The sequence below is a fragment of the Photorhabdus antumapuensis genome (genome assembly GCF_020387775.1).
In the GTDB taxonomy this organism is placed as follows: domain Bacteria; phylum Pseudomonadota; class Gammaproteobacteria; order Enterobacterales; family Enterobacteriaceae; genus Photorhabdus; species Photorhabdus antumapuensis.
On record NZ_JAHZMK010000027.1, the window covers coordinates 171,512 to 193,317 of the forward strand.

General features: G+C 40.6%; 22 protein-coding genes, 1 other RNA gene and 1 pseudogene. 11 read left to right on the top strand and 13 right to left on the bottom strand.

Features of this window, described 5'->3' with window-relative positions:
- Positions 1-23: 23 nt before the first annotated feature.
- Both KZ793_RS12715 and KZ793_RS12720 read right to left on the bottom strand, forming a co-directional pair.
- Positions 24-398 carry a YraN family protein gene (locus tag KZ793_RS12715; protein ID WP_118985664.1) on the bottom strand — a complete coding sequence of 125 codons (375 nt, stop codon included), beginning with the start codon at positions 396-398 and terminating at the stop codon, positions 24-26.
- Between the two features lie 65 nt (positions 399-463).
- Positions 464-2,206, bottom strand: coding sequence for a penicillin-binding protein activator (locus tag KZ793_RS12720; RefSeq protein ID WP_225815672.1), 1,743 nt, complete (start codon positions 2,204-2,206; stop codon positions 464-466).
- A gap of 63 nt (positions 2,207-2,269) precedes the next feature.
- Here KZ793_RS12720 and rsmI point away from each other — a divergent pair, with 63 nt between their 5' ends.
- The gene (gene rsmI, locus KZ793_RS12725; protein ID WP_225815673.1) at positions 2,270-3,136 is read left to right on the top strand and encodes a 16S rRNA (cytidine(1402)-2'-O)-methyltransferase; all 867 of its coding nucleotides are present in this window, start codon (positions 2,270-2,272) and stop codon (positions 3,134-3,136) included.
- A gap of 202 nt (positions 3,137-3,338) precedes the next feature.
- Positions 3,339-3,717, top strand: an RNA gene (rnpB, locus tag KZ793_RS12730) — RNase P RNA component class A.
- A gap of 42 nt (positions 3,718-3,759) precedes the next feature.
- On the opposite strand, the gene KZ793_RS12735 is transcribed toward rnpB, so the two are convergent.
- Positions 3,760-4,461, bottom strand: coding sequence for a pirin family protein (locus KZ793_RS12735; RefSeq protein WP_118985563.1), 702 nt, complete (start codon positions 4,459-4,461; stop codon positions 3,760-3,762).
- A gap of 110 nt (positions 4,462-4,571) precedes the next feature.
- On the opposite strand from KZ793_RS12735, the gene KZ793_RS12740 reads away from it, so the two are divergent.
- Entirely contained in the window at positions 4,572-5,468 is an 897-nt protein-coding gene (locus tag KZ793_RS12740) for a LysR family transcriptional regulator (protein WP_225815674.1), read from the top strand.
- A gap of 466 nt (positions 5,469-5,934) precedes the next feature.
- Positions 5,935-6,054, top strand: a pseudogene (locus KZ793_RS22890) (helix-turn-helix domain-containing protein); the annotation flags it as partial.
- Between the two features lie 42 nt (positions 6,055-6,096).
- Here the strand turns inward: KZ793_RS22890 and KZ793_RS12750 are convergent.
- From KZ793_RS12750 to KZ793_RS12785, 8 genes are all read right to left on the bottom strand, one after another.
- The gene (locus tag KZ793_RS12750) at positions 6,097-6,867 is read right to left on the bottom strand and encodes a hypothetical protein (protein WP_225815675.1); all 771 of its coding nucleotides are present in this window, start codon (positions 6,865-6,867) and stop codon (positions 6,097-6,099) included.
- 98 nt (positions 6,868-6,965) lie between these two features.
- Positions 6,966-7,304, bottom strand: coding sequence for a hypothetical protein (locus tag KZ793_RS12755; protein WP_225815676.1), 339 nt, complete (start codon positions 7,302-7,304; stop codon positions 6,966-6,968).
- 962 nt (positions 7,305-8,266) lie between these two features.
- The gene (locus KZ793_RS12760) at positions 8,267-8,662 is read right to left on the bottom strand and encodes a DoxX family protein (RefSeq protein WP_225815677.1); all 396 of its coding nucleotides are present in this window, start codon (positions 8,660-8,662) and stop codon (positions 8,267-8,269) included.
- A 212-nt stretch (positions 8,663-8,874) separates the two neighbouring features.
- Positions 8,875-9,135 carry a YqjK-like family protein gene (locus KZ793_RS12765; RefSeq protein ID WP_225815678.1) on the bottom strand — a complete coding sequence of 87 codons (261 nt, stop codon included), beginning with the start codon at positions 9,133-9,135 and terminating at the stop codon, positions 8,875-8,877.
- A complete protein-coding gene (locus tag KZ793_RS12770) occupies positions 9,128-9,529 on the bottom strand; it encodes a phage holin family protein (protein ID WP_225815679.1) in 402 nt (133 codons plus the stop codon). The genes KZ793_RS12765 and KZ793_RS12770 overlap by 8 nt, the downstream gene beginning before the upstream one ends.
- Position 9,530: 1 nt before the next feature.
- On the bottom strand, positions 9,531-9,836 hold the full coding sequence (locus tag KZ793_RS12775) for a DUF883 family protein (RefSeq protein WP_225815680.1): 306 nt from the start codon (positions 9,834-9,836) through the stop codon (positions 9,531-9,533).
- A 194-nt stretch (positions 9,837-10,030) separates the two neighbouring features.
- Positions 10,031-10,702, bottom strand: a complete 672-nt coding sequence (locus tag KZ793_RS12780; protein ID WP_118985553.1) for a DedA family protein — start codon at positions 10,700-10,702, stop codon at positions 10,031-10,033.
- Between the two features lie 258 nt (positions 10,703-10,960).
- A complete protein-coding gene (locus tag KZ793_RS12785; protein WP_225815681.1) occupies positions 10,961-11,176 on the bottom strand; it encodes a hypothetical protein in 216 nt (71 codons plus the stop codon).
- Between the two features lie 89 nt (positions 11,177-11,265).
- Between KZ793_RS12785 and KZ793_RS12790 the strand changes: the two genes are divergently transcribed.
- Positions 11,266-12,228 (top strand): TerC family protein, encoded by a 963-nt coding sequence (locus tag KZ793_RS12790; RefSeq protein WP_225815682.1) that lies wholly within the window; start codon positions 11,266-11,268, stop codon positions 12,226-12,228.
- 416 nt (positions 12,229-12,644) lie between these two features.
- Positions 12,645-13,892 (top strand): serine/threonine transporter SstT, encoded by a 1,248-nt coding sequence (sstT, locus tag KZ793_RS12795; RefSeq protein WP_225815683.1) that lies wholly within the window; start codon positions 12,645-12,647, stop codon positions 13,890-13,892.
- A 128-nt stretch (positions 13,893-14,020) separates the two neighbouring features.
- Here the strand turns inward: sstT and KZ793_RS12800 are convergent, their stop codons facing one another.
- A complete protein-coding gene (locus KZ793_RS12800; protein ID WP_225815684.1) occupies positions 14,021-16,039 on the bottom strand; it encodes an oxidoreductase in 2,019 nt (672 codons plus the stop codon).
- A gap of 540 nt (positions 16,040-16,579) precedes the next feature.
- Here KZ793_RS12800 and KZ793_RS12805 point away from each other — a divergent pair.
- On the top strand, positions 16,580-17,179 hold the full coding sequence (locus KZ793_RS12805) for a GNAT family N-acetyltransferase (protein WP_225815685.1): 600 nt from the start codon (positions 16,580-16,582) through the stop codon (positions 17,177-17,179).
- 53 nt (positions 17,180-17,232) lie between these two features.
- Here KZ793_RS12805 and KZ793_RS12810 read toward each other — a convergent pair whose 3' ends face one another.
- A complete protein-coding gene (locus KZ793_RS12810; RefSeq protein ID WP_225815686.1) occupies positions 17,233-18,168 on the bottom strand; it encodes a VirK/YbjX family protein in 936 nt (311 codons plus the stop codon).
- Between the two features lie 578 nt (positions 18,169-18,746).
- Here KZ793_RS12810 and idi point away from each other — a divergent pair.
- The 4 genes from idi (at position 18,747) to dinQ (ending at position 21,276) form a co-directional block, all read left to right on the top strand.
- Positions 18,747-19,280: an isopentenyl-diphosphate Delta-isomerase gene (idi, locus tag KZ793_RS12815; protein ID WP_225815690.1), complete on the top strand. Its 534-nt coding sequence runs from the start codon at positions 18,747-18,749 to the stop codon at positions 19,278-19,280.
- 137 nt (positions 19,281-19,417) lie between these two features.
- Positions 19,418-20,362, top strand: a complete 945-nt coding sequence (locus tag KZ793_RS12820; protein WP_225815687.1) for an SAM-dependent methyltransferase — start codon at positions 19,418-19,420, stop codon at positions 20,360-20,362.
- 205 nt (positions 20,363-20,567) lie between these two features.
- A complete protein-coding gene (locus KZ793_RS12825; protein WP_225815688.1) occupies positions 20,568-20,759 on the top strand; it encodes a hypothetical protein in 192 nt (63 codons plus the stop codon).
- Between the two features lie 424 nt (positions 20,760-21,183).
- Positions 21,184-21,276, top strand: coding sequence for a damage-inducible type I toxin DinQ (dinQ, locus tag KZ793_RS22685; RefSeq protein ID WP_274521077.1), 93 nt, complete (start codon positions 21,184-21,186; stop codon positions 21,274-21,276).
- Positions 21,277-21,806: the final 530 nt, after the last annotated feature.

Below are 21,806 nucleotides of genomic sequence, written 5' to 3' on the forward strand. Positions count from 1 at the left end.
TTTATAACCTACTCAGTATCATTTTAACGAGTGAACTCATTTTGATTGAAGGCATTTTGCAACCATTCAAATTGTTGACCAGTAATAGCACAAATATCAAAGCGACAAGAAGAGGTTTCAAAACATTCACCTCGTTGAAACAGCCATACTGCGGCAGCGTGTAGTAATTTTTTACGCTTGCTACGGGTGATTGTCACCAATGCATCTCCATATTGCCCTGATTTGCGAAAACGGACTTCAATAAAGACCCAAGTTTGCTTGTCTTTCATAATCAGGTCAATTTCACCGCCGTGAACTTTCACATTTGCGGCGATAAAAGATAATCCTTGTTTTTGTAAAAACAACTTTGCTTGCGCTTCATAGTTGCGTCCTAGCAAATAACTTGTCGGCTTTTTTATTTTCTTTTCATCCTGAAATGTGTCATTTGAATTGAAAGGACGCTTGGTGACAAGCGGCAAGTTACTTAAATCGCAGTGATTTGGCCTTGATGATATTGCATCCATGAGAGCTGTCGGAAAATGGTGCAGTTTTCCTGAACAGATAGCACCCCGGAAGCACCATTGAAATGGAAATCACTTTGAAGCTGAACCTGGCTGAATTGATTTGCTAATGACCAGGCATCAATACCCATAGCGTAAAGGCGCATCAAAGAGTAATCATTTGTAAATTTACTGGCTGCTTGCTGCATCAGTGGCAAGTTAGCACCGGCGATTAAGGGAATATCACTGAATTGCATTCCTTCCATCTCCAGGCGGAAATCGGGACCGACGCCAGCCTGATTACTGCGGGAACTTGCATAAAGGGGGGGCTTATCGCGGGAACTGATTGCCATATCAATCATTGTCTTAATTAGCGTCAGTTCATCCAGGGTAGAAACAATATACACTGCATCCACTGAGCCGCCAGTAGAAGTAGGAGCGACATCGGTGTTTATCTGGGGGATTTCCAGATCACCAATAGCGATTGATGTAGGTTGATTGCTTGTGACATTGACAGTTGTTCCGGTTAAGCGAATGCCGGTACCTCTATTAATCAATTGTTTCAGTTCGGCGGAAGAGCCAAAAGTTTGTTGCAGAACAGTATGTCCCCCTTGTTTGTGCCATTCCTGTGCAAAGGCTTTGGCAATGCGATCGCCAAAAGTCCCTCTGGGGACCAAAATCAGAGGATTCTGTTTCTGTTGCTGCCAAATATGTTCCGCGGCATTTTTCGCTTCATCTTCTGGTGACAAAGAAAAATAGCAGATATTAGAGTGTGGTTGAGCATTGTCTAACTCATTGAGTACTAGCATGTTTAATGCAGTATTTATCTGAACGAGTTTAACCACATCTGGCTTAAGTAACGGCCCGACAACTAAATTCACGCCGTCCTGCTTAGCCTGAATAAATAAGTTTTCCAATGGCTGGCTTGCTGTGTCATAGATTTTGACCTGTTGTGTGTTAATCGGCGTATTGGCTATGACAGGTATTGTCTGAGTGGTTGGTGTTGCTGAGTCTATGGGCGCCACTTCACTGGGGGACATATCGGACGAAACCATGCCATTTGACGCACTATCTCTGTCAGCTATAGATAAATTTTCCGAGTTTTCTGTTGGCAATGATGGATTTGGTAAACCGGCCTGAGCATCAAGAAAACCTTGGCGAATGGCTTCACCGAATAATTTTGCTTGACCACTTAATGGCAGGAACAGAGCAATACGGATATTCGCATCTTGCTGTTGGATGTCTGACTGTTGTAACTGAGTTGGGAGTGACTGTGCGGCAGGGTTTTGTGGATAACGAATTTTCCAGTCACGGATAGCTGCCTGTAGTTTGTCAGAGTCCTGTTTGTTATCCTGATAGGCACTGAGTAAGTCCAGCCAGCCTTGCAGAACATTTTCATCAGCGTTGATGACCAACCCACGGCGCTCTTGTGGTGAAAGACGGGTCAGCATTTGCCAGGTATCATCAATATTTTTTTGATGAGCCGCACTCTCTTTCAGAAGTGGTTCCTGAGCGATATAAGCACGGATGGCATCAAGAGAGGGTTCTCCATGAGCGGCATCAATGATGGATTGATAACGGGCGATTTCTATACTGATTTTGTCCTGGGTTTGCGAAGGTTGTTGCCCCTGTTGGTCAGGTATGGTACATCCTGCGATGATCATGACTGCCAGCATAGCTGAACAGACTAAACCAGTTTTGATACGCACAAAAATTGAGGAAAGCATACTGTATCCAGCGATGTTTTTTTCAAAGATGCTCAATTTTAAATCGGCCATTCGGATGAAACAATGAATCAACCTAATCGAGCAGTGGTTACGACATCCACGCTATATGTTGTGCCAACCCCCATTGGAAACCTGGGTGATATCACTCAGCGTGCGCTTGAAGTTCTTGAGCATGTCGATCTGATTGCAGCCGAAGATACGCGACATACTGGCTTGTTGCTTCAACATTTTGCCATTAATGCACGCATGTTCGCACTTCATGATCATAATGAACAGCAGAAAGCAGATCAATTAATTACAAAACTCCAACAAGGGCAAAGTATTGCATTAGTTTCTGATGCAGGAACGCCCCTGATTAATGATCCTGGTTATCATGTGGTTCGCCGTTGCCGTGAGGCCGGTATTCATGTTGTCCCACTTCCAGGGCCTTGTGCGGCGATAACCGCCTTGTCTGCTGCTGGTCTGCCATCAGATCGTTTCTGTTACGAAGGATTTTTGCCCGCAAAGCGTAAAAGTCGGACAGATACTTTACGGGATTTGCAACAGGAGCCACGCACATTAATTTTTTATGAATCCACTCATCGTCTGATCGAAAGTTTAGAAGATATGGTTGAGGTGTGGGGAACTGAACGTTATGTCGTTCTGGCGCGGGAATTAACAAAAACTTGGGAATCCATTCAAGGGATGCCAGTGGATGAACTTTTGGCGTGGGTTAAGGAAGATGAAACCCGTCGTCGTGGTGAAATGGTATTGATCGTTGAAGGCTATAAAAAACCGGATGACGATGTTTTGCCTCTAGAGGCATTAAGAACGCTGGCGCTTCTTCAACAAGAGCTGCCATTGAAAAAAGCGGCTGCATTGGCAGCAGAGATTCATGGTGTGAAGAAAAATGCACTTTATCGTCATGGGTTGGGACAGAACGAAGAATAATGGTAATTGTTGATAAACAAGGCAGATAATCAGTAAACGCCTATACCCTATGGATTTCAAGATGCATTGCGACGGCAAGGGAGTGAATCCCCGGGAGCATAGCTAACTATGTGACCGGGGTGAGCGAGTGCAGCCAACAAAGAGGCAATTTGAAAGATAACGGGTATATACATCGTTTGTTAAACCTCTTATAATCCGCCGCGAAGTTGACTAGACAGTCGCTGCTTTATCATTGTCCTTTTTTTGGTCGATAGGTAGAGGAGAGGAAAGTCCGGGCTCCACAGGGCAGGGTGCCAGATAACGTCTGGGGGGTGAAAGCCCACGACCAGTGCAACAGAGAGCAAACCGCCGATGGCCTACTTACGTAGGATCAGGTAAGGGTGAAAGGGTGCGGTAAGAGCGCACCGCGCGGCTGGTAACAGTCCGTGGCACGGTAAACTCCACCCGGAGCAAGGCCAAATAGGGGTTCATTAGGTACGGCCCGTATCGAACCCGGGTAGGCTGCTTGAGCCAGTGCGTAAGTGCTGGCCTAGATGAATGATTGTCCACGACAGAACCCGGCTTATCGGTCAACTTCACAAATTTAGCCCCATCAGGTTAACCTTGATGGGGCTTTCACTTTTTTAAGCAGCCAGCTCAATTAACAGCCCCTGGAATTCAGTATCTGCTTTTAAAACCAGACGACTTTCTTCATGAATAAAAGCGCCATCTCCGCATTTAATCAAATTGTTATCCTTAGAATTGCCTCTTATTTTTATATTTCCATTTAGGGATTGCAGATAGGCATTTTTTCCCTTCAATTGCAGATGATGAGATTGATTTTTATTAAGGAAAATATGATTTACCCACACTTGCTGACGTAATTGCATACTGCCATCTTCTGCGGTTGGAGAAGCTAACATAGCCAATGGTTGTTCTGGTAACTCCATTCGTTGCAATGGTAAGCTTTCCTGCTGAGGAAAGGCATTCAGCCAAAGTTGCAAGCGCGTCAGTGGCTTATTAGTACTGGCATTATGTTCACTGTAGCTGATGCCTTGACGAGTAGAAAATAGTAAACATTCTCCTCTGCGGGCTCTGATGTAGTTGCCTTCGCTGTCACGGTATTCTGCTTCACCTTGTAGAATAATATTCAATATATCCACATGTGGATAGGATTTAGGTTGGAAAGCGGCTTTGGGGGCGATGACTTCCTGATTGAGTACACGTAGCGCGCCATAACCTAGGAACTTAGGGTCAAAATAGTGACCAAATGAAAATGTATAACGAGCCTGTAGCCAACCATAGTCAGCTTTCCCACATTGTTTTGCTGTTCTATTTATAATCATGATGGTGGTTACCTTAAAAAAACACACACTAAGAATAGTAATTATCTGGACGGCGAAATGTTAGCCAGTTAATCTGGTCAGCATATTCAAATTTCCTGATTGAGAAAAATATGAGCAAAGAACGAGCGCTTACACTGGAATCTCTCCGGGTCATGGATGCGATTGACCGGCGGGGAAGTTTTGCTGCGGCCGCTGATGAGCTTGGCCGTGTTCCTTCTGCACTTAGCTATACGATGCAAAAACTGGAAGAGGAGCTGGATGTGGTGCTGTTTGACCGTTCGGGTCACAGAACTAAATTCACCAATGTTGGTCGTATGTTGCTTGAGCGTGGACGTCAATTGCTTGAAGCTGCTGATAAATTAACGGCTGATGCAGAAGCATTAGCGCGAGGTTGGGAAACTCACCTGACAATTGTTTGTGAAGCATTAGTTCCGGCTTCTTCATTATTCCCGTTAGTAGGTAAGCTTGCTCAAAAATCGAATACTCAGCTCTCTTTATTGACTGAGGTTTTGGCGGGTGCATGGGAGAGGTTGGAAACTGGTCGGGCGGATATTGTTATTGCACCAGATATGCATTTTCGCGCATCGGCAGAAATTAATTCACGTCAGCTTTACAGTATTACCAATGTTTATGTCGCTAGCCCTGATCATCCTATACATCAAGAGCCGGAGCCTTTGTCTGATGTCACGAGGGTGAAGTATCGTGGTATTGCCGTGGCAGATACAGCGAGGGAGCGCCCGGTATTAACGGTTCAGTTGTTAGATAAGCAACAGCGTTTGACAGTAAGTTCTCTGGAAGATAAACGCCGTGCTCTCTTGGCCGGGTTGGGCGTCGCTACCATGCCTTATCCTATGGTGGAACAAGATATTACTGAGGGGCGTTTGCGGGTGATTGGCTCTGAATACAGCCATGATACAAATGTCATTATGGCATGGCGACGAGACAATATGGGGGAAGCTAAATCCTGGTGCTTGCGGGAAATTCCTAAATTGTTTGTTAGTCGGTAAGTAGAAGCATGTAAAGTAATCAAATTACGAAGCCTTCTTATAATAAAGTCAGGTGTACCGAAAAGCATGGTTCGTTGATTGCTTAAAAAAATATGAAGTTATGGCATAAAGAGTGCGAAGTCGAATAAAACTTTTGTGATGAAAAAGCTAATAATTTGGTTTTGGCCTTATGGGTAGTTGGTCAATAAGACAATGCTGTATCAAGGCCAGTATTATTTATAATTAGGTATTGTTTAATAAAACTGCACAATTCTCCCCCTAAATTCTCGTTGCCTAAATTCTCATTGATAGTGTAGAGAAATTTTAGGATTAGGGGGAGATGGATAGCAAACAGTTCATAGAGCTGCCATTTCTCAGGTTGTTCTTGCTTTTGTATAGACTCTTTTCGTCACAGTCGGTTTGGTACGGTTTTGAGATTATTCACAAATCGACTGGGTATAATATTCGGGTGCATATTGAGTAAAAGAAGCTTTTCGAGCATGTTCGTCATGTGTACAACTGGGTATTAGCCGAGAAGAAAAAACATGACAATGCTTTTTCCTTTGGCGAGAAAGATGCTTACTATAGCAACTGCTCGCCCTTCTGAAAAATTGTACTTATTAGTCGAATCCGTCTCTATTTATTATTTTTAGCTAGATGCATTTTTTACTTTATGATAGTCACTGATAAGAGTATCAGTATTATCATATGTGACAGACCAGCTCTTTAGGTCAATAATTGTATCATGTTTAACGTTTTGTTTCTTCTTCTTATAATCACTTATTCGTAGTCTCCAGTCTATTCCTAATACCCCAATTCCGTCACCCGTATTTCTTTCTGGATCATAATTCTCTATTAATAAGAATAATTTTATTCTATGCCCGGAGTCATAGTTTTTGACATTGTCATTGTTAACTGAGCTCAGGAGATTGGTTAGAGCAGACTCCATATCTTTTTTGTCCAAAGGGTTTACTAGGGTCTCAGAAGCTCCCTCTGCAACTTTGATAAAGGCTTTTTTCACTGCGTCTACGTCATCGTATCTTTCTTGTGTAGAGGGGGGATTATCTTCATCCCCCCCAAATTCTGCTTTACAATTTTCACGTAACCATTGGAAGTTTTCCCATGCGCCGATATAAATTAATTGCTCTTTGTATCCTAAGGCACCTTCCTCAGGTGACCAATTAGCGTTGGATGTGTGTACTAAATTGCCATTATTATATTCCCCAATTGTAAATGCTTGTGTACTTCCTGTAATCATCTGTTTTCTTACGTCCTCAATATATTGTTCGAGTAAGCGTTCATCTGTAAGTTCACACGTCAACCCAATAGCAGTCAATTGTGCCTTTAAGTCACTTACAGATAGTTGGTCTGGAGAGTTTTTTATTAACTGCACATTTATTTTTTTACCATGAATAGTCATAAATTTTCCGTTATTATTCTATGGGGATTAAATGTTGATTTAACAATGCACTATAAGTGCATTGATTAATGTGAGCTCTCTTTTTCTAGCTTGGAATTTTATGGTTTATAAATTAATTCAATGCCTCTTAAATTGCCAAGTCTTACACAAATGTTAACTTCTAATGCATTGAGATAAGCATTATGACTTATATCATAGAGCCCATAAATACCGTTGCCCTCTATAATATCGGGGGTTAGATATGTATCATACCATTGCCCTTCTACTAATACATTCATGGCAGGTCCATTTCCATTTTGGTTGCTTGTAATATTTATACTGCTTATAGATGTATTAGTAATTAATTTACCGTCGCAAACATCCTTTAATTTTCCTGCTCCGGTAGCATAAAATGGCATTAAACAAATAATGGTATAAGCAATTGAACTATATTTCATTTGTCTTCCTTATTCGTTTACTGTATGAAGAATTCTGTGAATTATCTGGTATAAGTATTTTTTGTGAAATGAAAACACAATTATTTAATCTTCAATACTAATTATTAGCCTACGTTACTACCAATATTTTTAATGAATTTCCTATTGCTTAAATGATTTTCTAATGTATATAGTTATGTGTCAAGTTGTTTCTTTTAGTTTTTTGTGTCGATTGATAATATTCTTGATTTATCCCTCTAAACACGTCTTGTTATTTTTTTATCCAATAATTATAGGCTTTTTAATTCTATGCTGTGATTTAAAAAATAACCGTTTTTTAAATCGATTGTCTTAATATTATTTTGCAGGGAAAGTGTTTTTAATTTAAGGTGATAATGTTAATTTTTTATTATTTTATTGGCTGGAATATAAAGAAGGGTAATTATGTGAAGGAAATGTATTAATCGTATAATTAAATAATAAAAATGTGTGAGTTTTAATTTGAATCTCTATATAAATAAACGTTCGACATTGTAATAGTAATGATTTTTTATGGAACATACCTAATAGATTTTACATGATTTGATTATTGTGATTAAAAAATTGAATTGGATTAAATAACCTTTAAATATATTTTGGTTAATTGTTTTTTATTTACATTATTATTGTGGGTGTTAATTATATACCTAATATATTAATTTATTATCGGGCATGGATTTAATTATTTTCCACTGAAAAGTGAGGTGGTTATTTATTTTGATAAAATAATTATCTTACAGAAGTTACTGTGATTCAATAAAAGTTGGGTCTATTGACTAAAGTAAGCCGAAAGATCTTCCAGATCTTCCGGATTACTATTTATCTTTAGGCTCAATATTGGATAGTTTGCTGATAAAATCCTTGAGCAAGAGCGGGATTTTGATCGTTTCACCTTTTACCTGAGAGCTGTTATTACTTAGATTCAGAACAGCCACGGCAGGGTATTACCAGTTTCTCTTCATCAGGCGATCGATACTGAATTTACCTGGACCTGTGATAGCCAGTAACAGATAACCTCCTCCGATAGTCAGGTTCTTAAGAAACATAGTCTGGTTCATCCCTTCAGCAAAATTGCTGTGGAAAAGTACGGCAGTCAGGATACAGAAACCAAAGGTAAATAACGCGGTGGTACGGGTTAACAAACCAAACAGAACTGCCAGACCACCACCTAATTCAAGTAAGATCGTCAGTGGTAATAGAAAGCCAGGGACGCCCATGGCATTCATATATTGTTGAGTATCCGCGTAGGAATCACCTAATTTTCCATAACCTGCAACGATAAACAGAATTGGCATCAAAATGCGAGCCAGTAGCAGGGCACTATCTTCAAATTTTTTCATTAACAACCCCTAAAACTCAGAGAAATAATAATAGTTTGTTTGATGATTAACTTGTACCAACTCGAAACAGCACAATTTGTTAATCATTAACGGATGGAATGTATATTAAAGGTAGGTGAGCTTAGTTGTAAGCAAGGATTATTAACAATTTTATACAAAGTTTTTGAATGTAGGTAACTAAAGTTATCATCAATGAAATATATTATGAAGAATTATTTCCATTTCAATATTCGAATGATGTGGCGCGACAAACGATAAAATTTCATAGGATGACGCAGGCCATATAAAGAGATAGTACGGATTGCGAGCCGCAGATAAGGTTTTAATGACAAAAGCTTTTGCCAGCTTTTGTCATAAGGTTCAGTGAGGCTCTTCCAGAGTTGTGTATTGTTGGTGAGTTCGAGGCGTTGTAGTTGGATATTTCTCATTATTTGCTGTTTTTTTAGCTTTTTTTTCTGACGTTGTTTACTCATTACTGTTATCCTCCAACATTTCTCTGTCTATCTTTAATTGCTCACGAGTTGCACTAAGTAATGTTGAATTTCGCGCTTTCCTGATGGTCCATATCAGACCGATAAGCGCCAGAATGAGTAGTGTGCCAGTGGTACTAGCCAATGCAATAAAGCGCCAACTAGGATCGATAGCCCAAAAAATCATAACAAGCAGACACATAAGGCCGAAAGTGGTAAGCAGTAGTGTCAGACTGGCTATGACTATTAGCTGTATCAAAGTAGCTTTTTCTTTTTCCAACTCAAGAACGATCAATTGCAAACGAGTTTCTATTATCTCGATAACTACAGCGGCAATGCGTTGGAGAATGTCAAGGACCCCTTTACCGGGGCCTTGAGATTTGGATGAGTTGATCATATTAGCGTTTAGCTAACACTACACCTAATATGGCACCGACAACAGTACCAATACCGATGCTTACCCAGGGTTTATCGTGAACGTAGACATCAGCACGGCCCGCCATATCTTTTGTTTTCTTGACAACCATATCACTGGCATTACTGAGTTTAGAACGAGTATCTTTGATGACATCCTCTACTTTGCCGCGAAGTTCTTCCAGCTCGACTTTGGATTTATCACCAGAGCTTTGGATCACTTCTTCCAGTGTATCTGCGAGTGATTTTAGTTCAACGTGTAGATCTTCAGTAGTTTTGATCTTTGACATGTAGATTACTCCTTAATGTAAGGTGTGTGTATTTGACTTAGTCAGTTGCTTTTCCTGATGCCGGAAAAGACTATCATTAAATATAGCTTATATTTGGGAAGGTGAATAAAAAACATTAGAGTTATTTCACTATTCTGCTGCAAACGATACTTTTATCTGCAGCAGGGAGGGATATTAGATTTTATCGGAATTAATTACTTTTTTTGAGGGGATTGACAAGTTTTTTTACGCCATACAACTAACAAACTGCCGCTAAAACCAATAATGAGTAAAGCAAGTGGTAGTAATATCAGGAAATTCATTACCAAGTCTTCATATTGACGGAAAATGGGGGTCTTACCAAATGCGTAACCCAAAGAGGTAAGGATAATGACCCACAGGAAGCCACTGAGCCAGTTAAAAAACTGGAAACGACTGTTTTGTAGACCTGTCAGTCCTGCAAGTGTTGGCAGGAGGGTTCTGACAAATGCGAGGAAGCGGCCAAGAAGTAAAGCTGACAGGCCGTGGCGGTGAAAAAGATTGTAAGCTCTTTGGTGATAATAAGCTGGAAGGTGAGAGAGCCAGCCTTGTACTGTCTTGGTATTTCCTAACCATTTTCCTTGGAGATAACCAATCCAACAACCTAAGCTTGCTCCGGCAGTTAATACTACAATCGTTAGAGGGAAACTCATTGCATCTTTGGCAATCAATACGCCAACTAGTATAAGCAGGCTGTCTCCTGGTAAAAATGCAGCGGGAAGGAGGCCATTTTCAAGGAAGAGAATTAAGAATAGCATGATGTAAATGGCCCATAATAGGGATGGGTTGGCCAGAGTTTCATAATCCTGGTACCAAAGTGCATATATAAGTTCTTTTACTATTTCCATCAGGTGTTCCTAAAATGCCTTTGTTCGTTCATCCTGAAAGCATGAGGCTAAACCGATTAAATTACATCCTATTTTACGTTATTTGGTTGGTTTTAATGCCTTTTCACTATTGAAAAAGGCAAATGACGCAGCCTGTGCCACTGTAACAAAATCAGGGGTGACTAAACAGAAAATTTTGGTGATCAATTGAACGTTCATTAAAATAGGATAAGAAATGGGCCTATGAGGCTGGCTTGTTAGGTTTCTTGCATTTAATGACTACTGACTATGAGTCAATATTTTTTCGGTGATAGATTGATTCTTGTCTGAATTTGATTTATTTTTCACCGCAGCAAAGGGGAGTAACTTCCTTGCCGGTTTATCGTCATTACGATGCAACAGCATCCGGTAGCCGGGCAACCTTGAACTTATACCTGATGGTACATTTTCTGTGTTGTAAGTGAGACCTTGCCAGAAGGCGAGGGTTGCTTGCAATACATCGATATCCACGATGTGGGGAAGAAATATAGCAGCGGCTGGCGTCTTCTGAGACTTCAGCCGTTTTTGTTTATGAGAGAAAGAAAATGAACTCTGTGGGTAGTCCTATCTTATGGGGAAGTTTTGCTGTTTTAATGACGATTATGTTGTTGCTGGATCTATCCTTACAGGGGCGTAAGAAAGAGCAAGCAATGTCATTTTGTCAAGCTGCTGTCTGGAGTGTAATCTGGGTAAGTTTGTCGCTCTTATTTGCATTAGGATTATGGTGGTATTGCAGAGAAACTGTGGGGGGCGCTGTTGCTAATAGTCAGGTAATGGCTTTTCTTACCGGGTATTTACTTGAGAAAGCACTTGCTGTTGATAACGTGTTTGTTTGGCTGATGTTATTCAGCTATTTTGCCATTCCGGCAAATTTACAACGTCGGGTGCTTATTTACGGTGTCTTAGGCGCAATTGTGCTGCGTACCGTGATGATCTTTGCAGGGAGTTGGCTGGTTTCTCAATTCAGTTGGATACTCTATCTGTTTGGCATCTTTTTGTTGGTTACCGGCGTTAAGATGGCGTTGGCAAAAGAGGATGATTCCCCGATAGGCGATAAACCTTTTATCCGTTGGCTAAGAGCGCATATTCGTATCACTGATAATCTTCACGGAGAACGTTTCTTTGTGAAAGAAAAAGGTTTGTTATATGCGACTCCACTAATCTTGGTCCTGATTCTGGTTGAAATTAGTGATGTTATTTTTGCGGTAGACAGTATTCCTGCTATTTTTGCAGTAACTACAGATCCTTTTATTGTTTTGACCTCTAATCTTTTCGCTATCTTAGGATTACGTGCGATGTATTTTCTGCTGGCAGGGGTGGCAGAGAAATTTACAATGCTGAAATATGGTTTATCAGTCATTCTGGTATTTATCGGTATTAAAATGCTGATAATGGATTTTTATCATATTCCTATAGGGGGTTCTCTGGGCGCTGTAGCAAGTATTTTGGCAGTAACAATGATTATTAATGTTTGGGTAAATAAATACAAAGCTACAGAGAATCAGTAATTAGGTAACTATTTTTTAACAGATAACCATATCTTTTTTGAATGGGGAGATATGGTTTCTTCTTGTCTTAAATTGCTGCGAAATGGTTAAACATAAAAACAAATAATTGTATTTTGTAAATGTGTAAATTGCCGTTTTGATCACACAAATGTGAATGTGTTGTTAATAAGTGCTGGCGAGGTTGTATATTTTAACTATCGCTGCTTTTCTCTACTTTTGGTTTCCCTATACTGAGGAAGCAAACACAAAAAAATATATACCCGTTATCTTTCAAGTTACCTCTTTGTTGGCTGCGCTCATTCACCCCGGTCACATAGTTAGCTATGCTCCCGGGGATTCATTCCCTTGCCGTCGCGATACATCTTGAAATCCATAGGGTATAGGTTTAACAGAACTGTTAATAAAATGGATCAACTATGGAAAAACAAAAACGTGGCTTCGTGCATTACATTGTGCAAGGGAGCCTGGTTAAACAAATTTTGGTAGGTTTAATTGCCGGGATACTGTTAGCGTGGTTGGCGCCTACGGTTGCCAAATCAGTCGGTTTGCTTGGGACGTTGTTTGTTGGTGCCTTGAAAGCAGTAGCCCCGGTATTGGTATGGGTTCTGGTCATGTCTTCTATTGCTAACCATAAAAAGGGCCAAAAAACCAATATTCGTCCAATCCTTATCCTCTATATCTTGGGTACATTTTTTGCTGCGCTGGTTGCTGTGGCCGGTAGCTTTATGTTCCCGTTACAACTAGTGCTGACTGTCAATGATGCTCAGATGTCTCCGCCTGAAAACATTATGGAAGTGATTAAAGGGGTACTGGTTAATGTTGTTGCTAATCCAGTGAATGCGTTACTGAATGGTAACTATATCGGTATCCTTGCCTGGGCTATTGGTTTGGGTATCGCCCTGCGTCATGCGACGGATTCAACTAAGTCTCTAATTCATGATATGTCTGAGGCGGTTACTCAGGTTGTTCGGGTGGTCATTCGTTTTGCACCGGTTGGTATTTTCGGTCTGGTGTCTGCAACCATTGCAGAAACGGGGTTTAATGCCTTACTGGGATATGTCCAATTGTTGGTGGTATTACTGGGTTGTATGTTGGTTATGGCACTTGTTGTAAACCCGTTGATTGTTTACTGGAAAATTCGTCGTAATCCTTATCCTCTGGTATTTGCTTGCCTGCGTGAAAGTGGCGTAACGGCATTTTTCACTCGCAGTTCGGCTGCAAATATTCCGGTGAATATGACGATGTGCCGCCGTATGAATCTGCATGAAGATACTTATTCAGTTTCTATTCCATTAGGAGCGACGATCAATATGGAAGGTGCTGCGGTGACCATCACGGTATTGACTCTGGCTGCGGTCAGTACACTTGGTATGCCGGTTGATCTGCCTACAGCATTGTTACTGAGTGTGGTTGCTGCAATTTGTGCCTGTGGTGCTTCTGGTATAGCTGGAGGCTCCTTACTGTTGATCCCTCTGGCCTGTAGCATGTTTGGGATTTCCAATGAGATTGCTATGCAAGTTGTAGCAGTCGGTTTGATTATTGGTGTATTACAGGATTCGGCAGAAACCAGTTTGAATTCTTCTACTGATGTGTTGTTCACCGCAGCTGTTTGTCAGGCTGAGGATGACCGTCTGGCATCGGATCAGCTAACTCGGCGTAATTGATTGATTAAAAATATTTCGGTTTAAAAAAAGGTTTAGGTAAGAAAGAGTAAAATACCCGCGCCAGGAATGGCGCGGTTTGAGGATTTGCTCTGTTTTTACGGTCTGTCTATGACCGTCATTATTTATCATCAAATTTTAAAGCCTAACCGAGTACCTTGATCGATAGCTCGTCGGGCATCCAATTCCGTTGCAACATCTGCCCCACCAATAAGATGCACTGCTTTTCCCGCTTGCTGTAACGGTTGATATAATTCTCTCAGTGGCTCTTGTCCGGCACAAATAACGATATTATCTACGGCAAGACAGCGCTGTTCCCCATTGCTGCTAATATGTAATCCTTGATCATCTATTTTCAAATATTGCATATTGTTGAGCATTTTCACGCCGCGCATGTGCAGATTGGTTCTGTGTACCCAACCTGTTGTTTTACCTAATCCTTCACCAACTTTTGTCGGTTTACGTTGTAATAGATAAATTTTTCGGGGAGAAGGTTTTGGTTTAGGGCCTTCAGGAGATAAACCACCACGATGTGTCAGATTATGGTCAATGCCCCATTTTTCGCTGAAAGTGGTGCTATCAAGGCTAGTACTTTTTCCTGGTTGACTCAGATATTCTGCGGTATCAAAACCGATACCACCTGCGCCAATGATAGCGACACGCTGACCGACATTTTTCTTATCCTTTAATACATCTAAGTAGCTCAGTACCTTTTCGTGATGGATACCATCGATCGTAAGTTGGCGAGGTACGATGCCGCTGGCGATAATCACCTCATCAAAATCAGAAAGTGCTTCTATTGTGGCGGTCTGGTTCAACCTGACATCAACATGATGGATTGCTAACTGACGTTGAAAATAGCGTAATGTTTCATGGAATTCTTCTTTACCAGGGATCTGTTTGGCAATATTGAATTGTCCACCAATCTGTCCGTCACGTTCAAACAGAGTGACATGATGACCACGACTGGCAGCGGTCACTGCAAATGACAATCCGGCAGGTCCGGCACCGACAACCGCCAATTTTTTAGGCATGGTAACAGGTTCAGCAGTCATTTCTGTTTCGTGGCAGGCGCGGGGATTAACTAAACAAGAGGCTATTTCACCGACAAAAATTTGATCCAGACATGCCTGATTACAGCCAATACAGGTGTTAATCTCATCAGTCCGCCCTTGTTGGGCTTTCAGAACAAATTCGGCGTCCGCCAGAAAAGGCCGCGCCATGGAAACCATATCGGCACAACCTTGAGCCAGCACTTGTTCTGCAATGTTGGGATCATTAATTCTGTTTGTTGTGATCAATGGGATAGAAACTTTTCCCATCAACTTTTGCGTTACCCAACTGAATCCAGCGCGGGGAACCATAGTGGCAATCGTTGGAATCCGAGCTTCATGCCAGCCGATACCGGTATTGATGATCGATGCTCCCGCTTGCTCAATAGCAACTGCGAGTTGTTCGACTTCCTGCCAATTAGAACCATCCTCGACTAAATCCAACATCGAAAGCCGGTAGATTAGAATAAATTCTCGCCCTGTTGCCTGACGGACTGCTTTAACAACTTCCACAGCAAAACGCATTCGATTTTCGAAACTTCCGCCCCATTTATCCTGGCGGTGATTGGTTCGGGTAGTCAGAAACTGGTTAATCAGATAGCCCTCAGAACCCATGATTTCTACACCATCATAACCTGCTTGTTGTGCCAGTTGTGCACAATGAGCGAAGTCAGCAATGGTTTGCTGAATGTCTTCTTCTGTCATTTCACGAGGCATGAATGGATTAATTGGTGCTTGAATGGCAGTAGGGGCGACAAGGTGTGGTTGATAGCTATAACGGCCGGTATGTAGGATTTGCATTGCAATTTTTCCACCAGCCTGATGAACTGAGTCTGTAATAACTTTATGGTGAATAAGATCTTTTTCATCTACCAGAAATGCAGTGCCTTTCCCTATAACACCTTGTTTATTTGGCGAAATCCCGCCTGTGACAATCAATGCCACTCCTCCGGCTGCCCGCTCAGCGTAAAAGCGGGCAAGTCTCTGGGGGTCGGGATGTTCCTCTAGTCCAGTATGCATTGATCCCATCAAAATGCGGTTTTTTAGTGTAGTGAACCCCAGATCTAGAGGGGCGAACAGGTGAGGATAATGGCTCATTGCAATCTCCATCGGGTGTTTGTCAATCATAACCAGATTATTATTGTGTCCTAAACCACGGGACAAAAACGCCAAGTGGTCGGATGAGTAATGATTCAAATTTAGATGGAATAAGGTTAATAGGGAAAAAAATGTTAAATGAATGTGATGAAGGTCATGAAATCAGATTCTGTCATAGAGTTAGTGAAGAAAATTGGAACACAAAAGTTGTTAGTGTACTCCTTGTTGATTGATTCTAGAAAGGTTAATCAGATCACAATATGGGTAATCATTGATTTCAGTTGTTCACTTTTTCCGGATAATTCGTGGCGTGGCTTTGTATTCTTACATGGGGAGAATGTGACTCATTCAGCCAGGCGATTTGTTTACCCAGTTTTGGTATTTTTTTCTGAATAATGTGAGAGCCACCTAAGATGTTAAAAGTGCAGGTTTTGCTTAAATGGGGGATTAATTTTCCATATATTAACTTGATCCCTGTTTTGACTCCGGAATAGGGTAATCTCTTCTATTCTGACTTAATTTATAACATCAGTGGTTATTATGAAAAAACAGATGACTGAATGGGTAACTTTGGCAGGAAAAGGGGTGACTTTAGAGCCTCTAACTTATCAACGGCATGATGAATTTTTACAGGTAATTGAAGAGGGTGAGTTGCATAAATTGTGGTACACCCGTGTTCCTTCGCCGGCTGAGTTGAGTAATGAGATTGAGCGTCGTTTATTCCTACATGAAAAGGGTACTATGTTGCCTTTTGCGATTATTGATCATCGAACAAGTAAAGCGGTTGGAATGACCACGTATATGAATATTGATGCTAATGCCCGCCGGGTGGAAATAGGTTATACTTGGTATGCTCGTTCTGTTCAGCGGACACATATTAATACGGAAGCAAAATATCTCTTATTGAAATACGCGTTTGAAGAATTAGGATGCATCGCAGTGGAATTTCGCACTCATTTTTTTAATCATCAGAGTCGGAAAGCGATAGAGCGACTGGGTGCAAAACTTGATGGAATTCTGCGTAGTCATGGTGTATCTAAAGATGGGAGCATCAGGGATACTTGTGTTTACAGCATTATCAATAGTGAATGGCCTGCGGTTAAAATACATCTTGAATGGCAGATGGTTAAACCGAGGTAAGAGTCATCTCAAAAATTAGGCCGTCCTGTGAAAGGTAGCGGCCTGATTCTGATTTAATTTGAAGGCAGAGAATGCTGCATTCCATTATCCAGTTCGTCTAGTAATTGATAGCGGCGGCGATATTCTGCCCGTTTCTTACTGGCTATATCTTCAAGTGGTTTTCTTTCAATGGATAAGGGGAGATGGAAATCCTTATTTTTTCCTTTTGCTCCACCTAATGATTCCCAGAAAGAGTCGTAATCAGCGACTAATTTGTCTTTCTTTTTATGCCAATAGCGTAGGCTCTTATAGATGTGAGTATCATTGCTAGCTGCCAGAATTTGCTGGCATTCAAAGTGGGCAGCGAGACGGCAAACGGATTCAATCAGTAAGCGTTTTGGAAATAATCCATAACAATCTTTCGTTGCATCGCGGATAATTTCAAGGGTTGCATCGCCTTTGGAACCTTGTAGCCCACCGATGAACAGTGTTTTTTTACCAGCAATAGTGAGTAGTGTGAAAGCGCATCTTGCTAAAGTTTTATTATCTTCTGTCATAATAAATAGAGTAAGCTCACCTTCTTTATTAAAACAGTCCATAGAATCTAAAGAGATAGTATAAGTTCTACTCTTACCATTGATAACCGCTAATGGATATGCATTGGAACGAAATATTTTATTAACAATAGACTGATTTAACCCAGTAAATAATAGCTGGTAATGTTCATTTATTGCACGTAACGTCTGCCCTCTATTGAAGTTAATGCTCAGATAAGGGCGATGTAATTTAGAAGGTAAACAAGGTTGTTTCTTCAAAATATCCAGATAAAACGGCGTATTAACTATCTGGTTTAATAGTTTTAGTGTCGATATTGGCATCAGAGCGCTACGTAAGGCAAATTTAGTGCGATTCTGGGCAGAATACCAATGAGGGCTAGGGCTAATTTTTTTTCCGACTAAATCGGTGAACAGTCGAATTCCTGAACTGGCAGGTTGATACATATATTCCATTTCTTTATCTAGTTCTAAAAAATACTGGAGGGAAGAAGACTTGCAAACGCTGAGTATACTCCTTTGGTATTAAACAAAACTTCAACGGATGTTTATTTGTGTTTTTTTAAGATGAAAAATCGACAGTTGTTTAATGAATGTTTAGTTATTAAGGGGATTTTCTCTTATTTGTTTATTATTCGTTTAATTTTCTGTGATGTTTTTTTGTTGTAAAAGTACATCCAAAAGGATGAGAGAAACGGCTATAACTTGGTGTGATACCTGAGGTCATGATCTGTAGGGTCTGTAATTTAACAGGTGAGTCTTGGTGATAAATGATTAATGTTGGATATATTCTTTTTTTGAATATGTTTAATTAAAACATTAATGATTATTCTATTAATTTGTTTTATTTTTATATTAATGTCAGAGTGGAATGGATGAAATATTTTTATTTTGTGATTTATATCATGTTGTTATGAAGATATTTTCTTATTCTTGCAAAGTTAATCTGGTACTTGCAGAATATTGATTATATTTTTATTGTTAATTAAAATTTATGATTTTATATGATTCAATTCACAGAAAGGTCATTAATAATGGATGAGATACTTGTTCTTGTTGATAAACATGACAATCCCATTGGTTCAGCGGGAAAAGCTGATATTCATCAGAAAGGTATGTTACATCGGGCCTTTTCTATCTTTATTTTTGATAATAAAGGAAATTTACTCCTACAGAAGCGCGCAGCAACCAAATATCATTCAGCCGGACTTTGGACCAATAGCTGTTGTGGTCATCCCAGGGTTGGTGAAGCTCTGGAGGCCGCTGCGCATCGGCGTCTTGGCGAAGAAATGGGTTTTGACTGTCCATTGAAAAAGGTTTCGTCATTTATTTATCATGCGTTACTTCCTAATGATTTGATTGAATACGAGTATGATCATGTTTTTATTGGACGCTTTGATAAAGAACCGATAATTAACCTTGACGAAGTGTCCGATTACAAATGGGTTAATCCGCTGAAATTGAGGGAGCTAATTAATAATGCTCCTGATATTTATACGGTTTGGTTCAAAAAAATCATTAATGGCCTTTCGTATCAAGATATTGAGGAGTGGCAAAGGCTGATTTGATAACAATGTAATTTATCGGTGGTCGTAGCATTGGATTAATTAGATATGAATATCTCATTGAAATTTACCAATACGCCGCAAATCCTGACAAATTAAGGGTGCGACGCTTTTAAAAACCGTTTAATAAGGAAAAGCTCATGAGTAGCTTTGATAATGTGTTTTGCACTGATGTTGAGCCTGCCTCGCCCTATCACATCATCCAGGGGGAAACCACCAACGACTACGAAAGTAAAGTGGTACAAACTTATTGCGAAGATCCAGAACGCTGGCGTAAGGCGATTGGTGATACACTGTTATTCCAGTTTGGTGTTTACGATGATCCTGCTTCAAAGCCACCAATTTCATTGGATGAGTCAGGTATTCGTTATTTTGAGCGTCAATTACTTTTAGCTGGTTTGGAAACAAAAGTTGAGCGGCCAGTGGTTCGACGTATCTTAGACGTGGGTTGTGGTTGGGGTTATATCCTGAAATATCTGGCTGAGCGTTTTCCTGAATGTAAACGTTTGGATGGCGTAAATATCAGCGAACAGCAATTGCGATATTGTGCTGAATTTCATGCACAATACGGGCTTTCTGAGCGTATCAATCTGTATTTGTGCAATGCGCAGGATATTGATCGCTTACCTGATCCACAAGAGCTCTATGATCTGGTGATTATCCGTGGTGTCATTTCGCATTTTCCGAACTCGTTGTATGAAAAGGCTATGAGTACATTGTTCAAACGGGTGAGCGCTGGTGGTCAGGTGATTATTTCTGACAATCTCTATAATGTGGAGTTGGATAACTATAAATCGGATATTCCTGACATCATTGATCGCCTCGCTTGTGCCAACCGAAAAACACCCGGCTATTTCAGAGAAGTGTTGGAGGAAAGTGGCTTCGTTGTCAAAGATATGAGGGTATTACCATCTAATATTGATGTGGTGCATTGGTTGTTGGATGTTAAGGCCAACATCGAACGAAACTTTCCTGAAGGCGTTAGTGGTCCTCTGGAAGAATTGCGTGTACTGGCTGAAAATTTTTCGGTTGCTCAGGTGAAAAACTATGTGTCGACTTATAGTGTTATTGCACAGAAAAATTAGCAAACAGCTTTGTTTTCTTGGGTTAAGAGTAAAGCTGTTAAAAAAATCTTTGTCGTCGTTTTGTTGTCACTGACCGTTGGAAATGGAAAAGCCACTTTTTTATGGAGTAGCCTCATCAGATTGCGCCAGCATGGATGGCGCGAGAGAAATTGCCAACTGAAAAATTTTTAATAAATTTCAGTTGTTGGGCCTTACACACTTGTAGTTGGGGGGAATCCAGCAAATCAATGTCATGACGTTGATGTTAGAGACGCTGGATGTGGTTAAGGAATTAGCGGAACTGACCGCCGCGCATACGCACCATAACACAGGCACGCCGGAGAACGCCAGCGCGATAAGGAACACGGTCTATAAATCCGATGGACTGAAACAGAAATATTCTCCTGTGATTGGGTGACTTTTAATCTGTCTGTATTGTTTGTTTTATAGTCATGTTATCGGTTGATATTTCCGGTTCTAAGCATTAAAATTCTCATGTTAGTTGAAGTGGATCGCGCTAAGCTTGGGGTTACCGACCTGTTTAAGAGCGCAAAAACAAAAAAACCAACCTCACCAGTTGGTTTTTTTGTTTTTACCTATCTATTAATCCATTGAATCATCTGAAAATAAACCTATAATCAACGGCTGTTAGTTTGGGGTAGCGTTCTGGCCTGTGTATCTCTGACGCAAGTTTTCGTAAGTCCTGGCTGAGTACAGGTGGTGCTGATTCAGTGCCTCGGTCAGAGCGCGATCCACTTCAACTAACATTGATGAGAACCAGCCAGACAGGCAATGTAAAGGCAACGGCTGGGTAAATCGTGCTCTTCAACTGGAGCAAACGGATGAAAGCATTCAAAGCCTTTATTGATACTGCTATCATCGTTCTCAAAGCGTTAATCGCGCTTTTAGAGCTGATCCGTGCATTTCTGAAATAGATAACGGAAACGTAGCTAAGGCCATCGGGGTAACCTCCCGGTGGCCTTTAACATTTACCGCTTTTGAGCAAGCTACTGTGTTTTATAATCTTTACCCTTCACAAAGATACTGATTTAAAAGCTTAAATTTGGCAATCCCTACTGGATTTGAACCCGTAATCAGGCGATTATTGTTCCGGTAGTATGGGGGTAGTCAACAGATTAATGTAATGAAATTAATGAATTAATTGCTTGATGTGGTTAAACAATTTGTAGCTTACCGCGAGTCATACACATAATAACATTGGGACGCCTTTTTAAATGCGGTATCAATCAGCACTACTGGTTTGTGTTTCGATAGTTTGAAACACAATTATCTCGCCCGCGCAACATGCGGGCTTTTTTACACCTTCATAGAACTTGAATACAATTCTGATATTAAAGAATAGGCAATGAGTGTAATAAGAAACTGATAATTCAGAGTACTATATTAGTTTGATGGTTTAAAAGTTGTCGTTACTTTTTCGGAGGTGGGCAGCCAGCAAATCAAC

Excerpts from the sequence above, each read along its gene's own strand:
- KZ793_RS12720 (WP_225815672.1), bottom strand. The coding sequence starts at position 2,206 with ATGCTTTCCTCAATTTTTGTGCGTATCAAAACTGGTTTAGTCTGTTCA.
- rsmI (WP_225815673.1), top strand. The coding sequence starts at position 2,270 with ATGAATCAACCTAATCGAGCAGTGGTTACGACATCCACGCTATATGTT.
- KZ793_RS12735 (WP_118985563.1), bottom strand. The coding sequence starts at position 4,461 with ATGATTATAAATAGAACAGCAAAACAATGTGGGAAAGCTGACTATGGT.
- KZ793_RS12740 (WP_225815674.1), top strand. The coding sequence starts at position 4,572 with ATGAGCAAAGAACGAGCGCTTACACTGGAATCTCTCCGGGTCATGGAT.
- KZ793_RS12750 (WP_225815675.1), bottom strand. The coding sequence starts at position 6,867 with ATGACTATTCATGGTAAAAAAATAAATGTGCAGTTAATAAAAAACTCT.
- KZ793_RS12755 (WP_225815676.1), bottom strand. The coding sequence starts at position 7,304 with ATGAAATATAGTTCAATTGCTTATACCATTATTTGTTTAATGCCATTT.
- KZ793_RS12760 (WP_225815677.1), bottom strand. The coding sequence starts at position 8,662 with ATGAAAAAATTTGAAGATAGTGCCCTGCTACTGGCTCGCATTTTGATG.
- KZ793_RS12765 (WP_225815678.1), bottom strand. The coding sequence starts at position 9,135 with ATGAGTAAACAACGTCAGAAAAAAAAGCTAAAAAAACAGCAAATAATG.
- KZ793_RS12770 (WP_225815679.1), bottom strand. The coding sequence starts at position 9,529 with ATGATCAACTCATCCAAATCTCAAGGCCCCGGTAAAGGGGTCCTTGAC.
- KZ793_RS12775 (WP_225815680.1), bottom strand. The coding sequence starts at position 9,836 with ATGTCAAAGATCAAAACTACTGAAGATCTACACGTTGAACTAAAATCA.
- KZ793_RS12780 (WP_118985553.1), bottom strand. The coding sequence starts at position 10,702 with ATGGAAATAGTAAAAGAACTTATATATGCACTTTGGTACCAGGATTAT.
- KZ793_RS12790 (WP_225815682.1), top strand. The coding sequence starts at position 11,266 with ATGAACTCTGTGGGTAGTCCTATCTTATGGGGAAGTTTTGCTGTTTTA.
- sstT (WP_225815683.1), top strand. The coding sequence starts at position 12,645 with ATGGAAAAACAAAAACGTGGCTTCGTGCATTACATTGTGCAAGGGAGC.
- KZ793_RS12800 (WP_225815684.1), bottom strand. The coding sequence starts at position 16,039 with ATGAGCCATTATCCTCACCTGTTCGCCCCTCTAGATCTGGGGTTCACT.
- KZ793_RS12805 (WP_225815685.1), top strand. The coding sequence starts at position 16,580 with ATGAAAAAACAGATGACTGAATGGGTAACTTTGGCAGGAAAAGGGGTG.
- KZ793_RS12810 (WP_225815686.1), bottom strand. The coding sequence starts at position 18,168 with ATGGAATATATGTATCAACCTGCCAGTTCAGGAATTCGACTGTTCACC.
- idi (WP_225815690.1), top strand. The coding sequence starts at position 18,747 with ATGGATGAGATACTTGTTCTTGTTGATAAACATGACAATCCCATTGGT.
- KZ793_RS12820 (WP_225815687.1), top strand. The coding sequence starts at position 19,418 with ATGAGTAGCTTTGATAATGTGTTTTGCACTGATGTTGAGCCTGCCTCG.
- dinQ (WP_274521077.1), top strand. The coding sequence starts at position 21,184 with ATGAAAGCATTCAAAGCCTTTATTGATACTGCTATCATCGTTCTCAAA.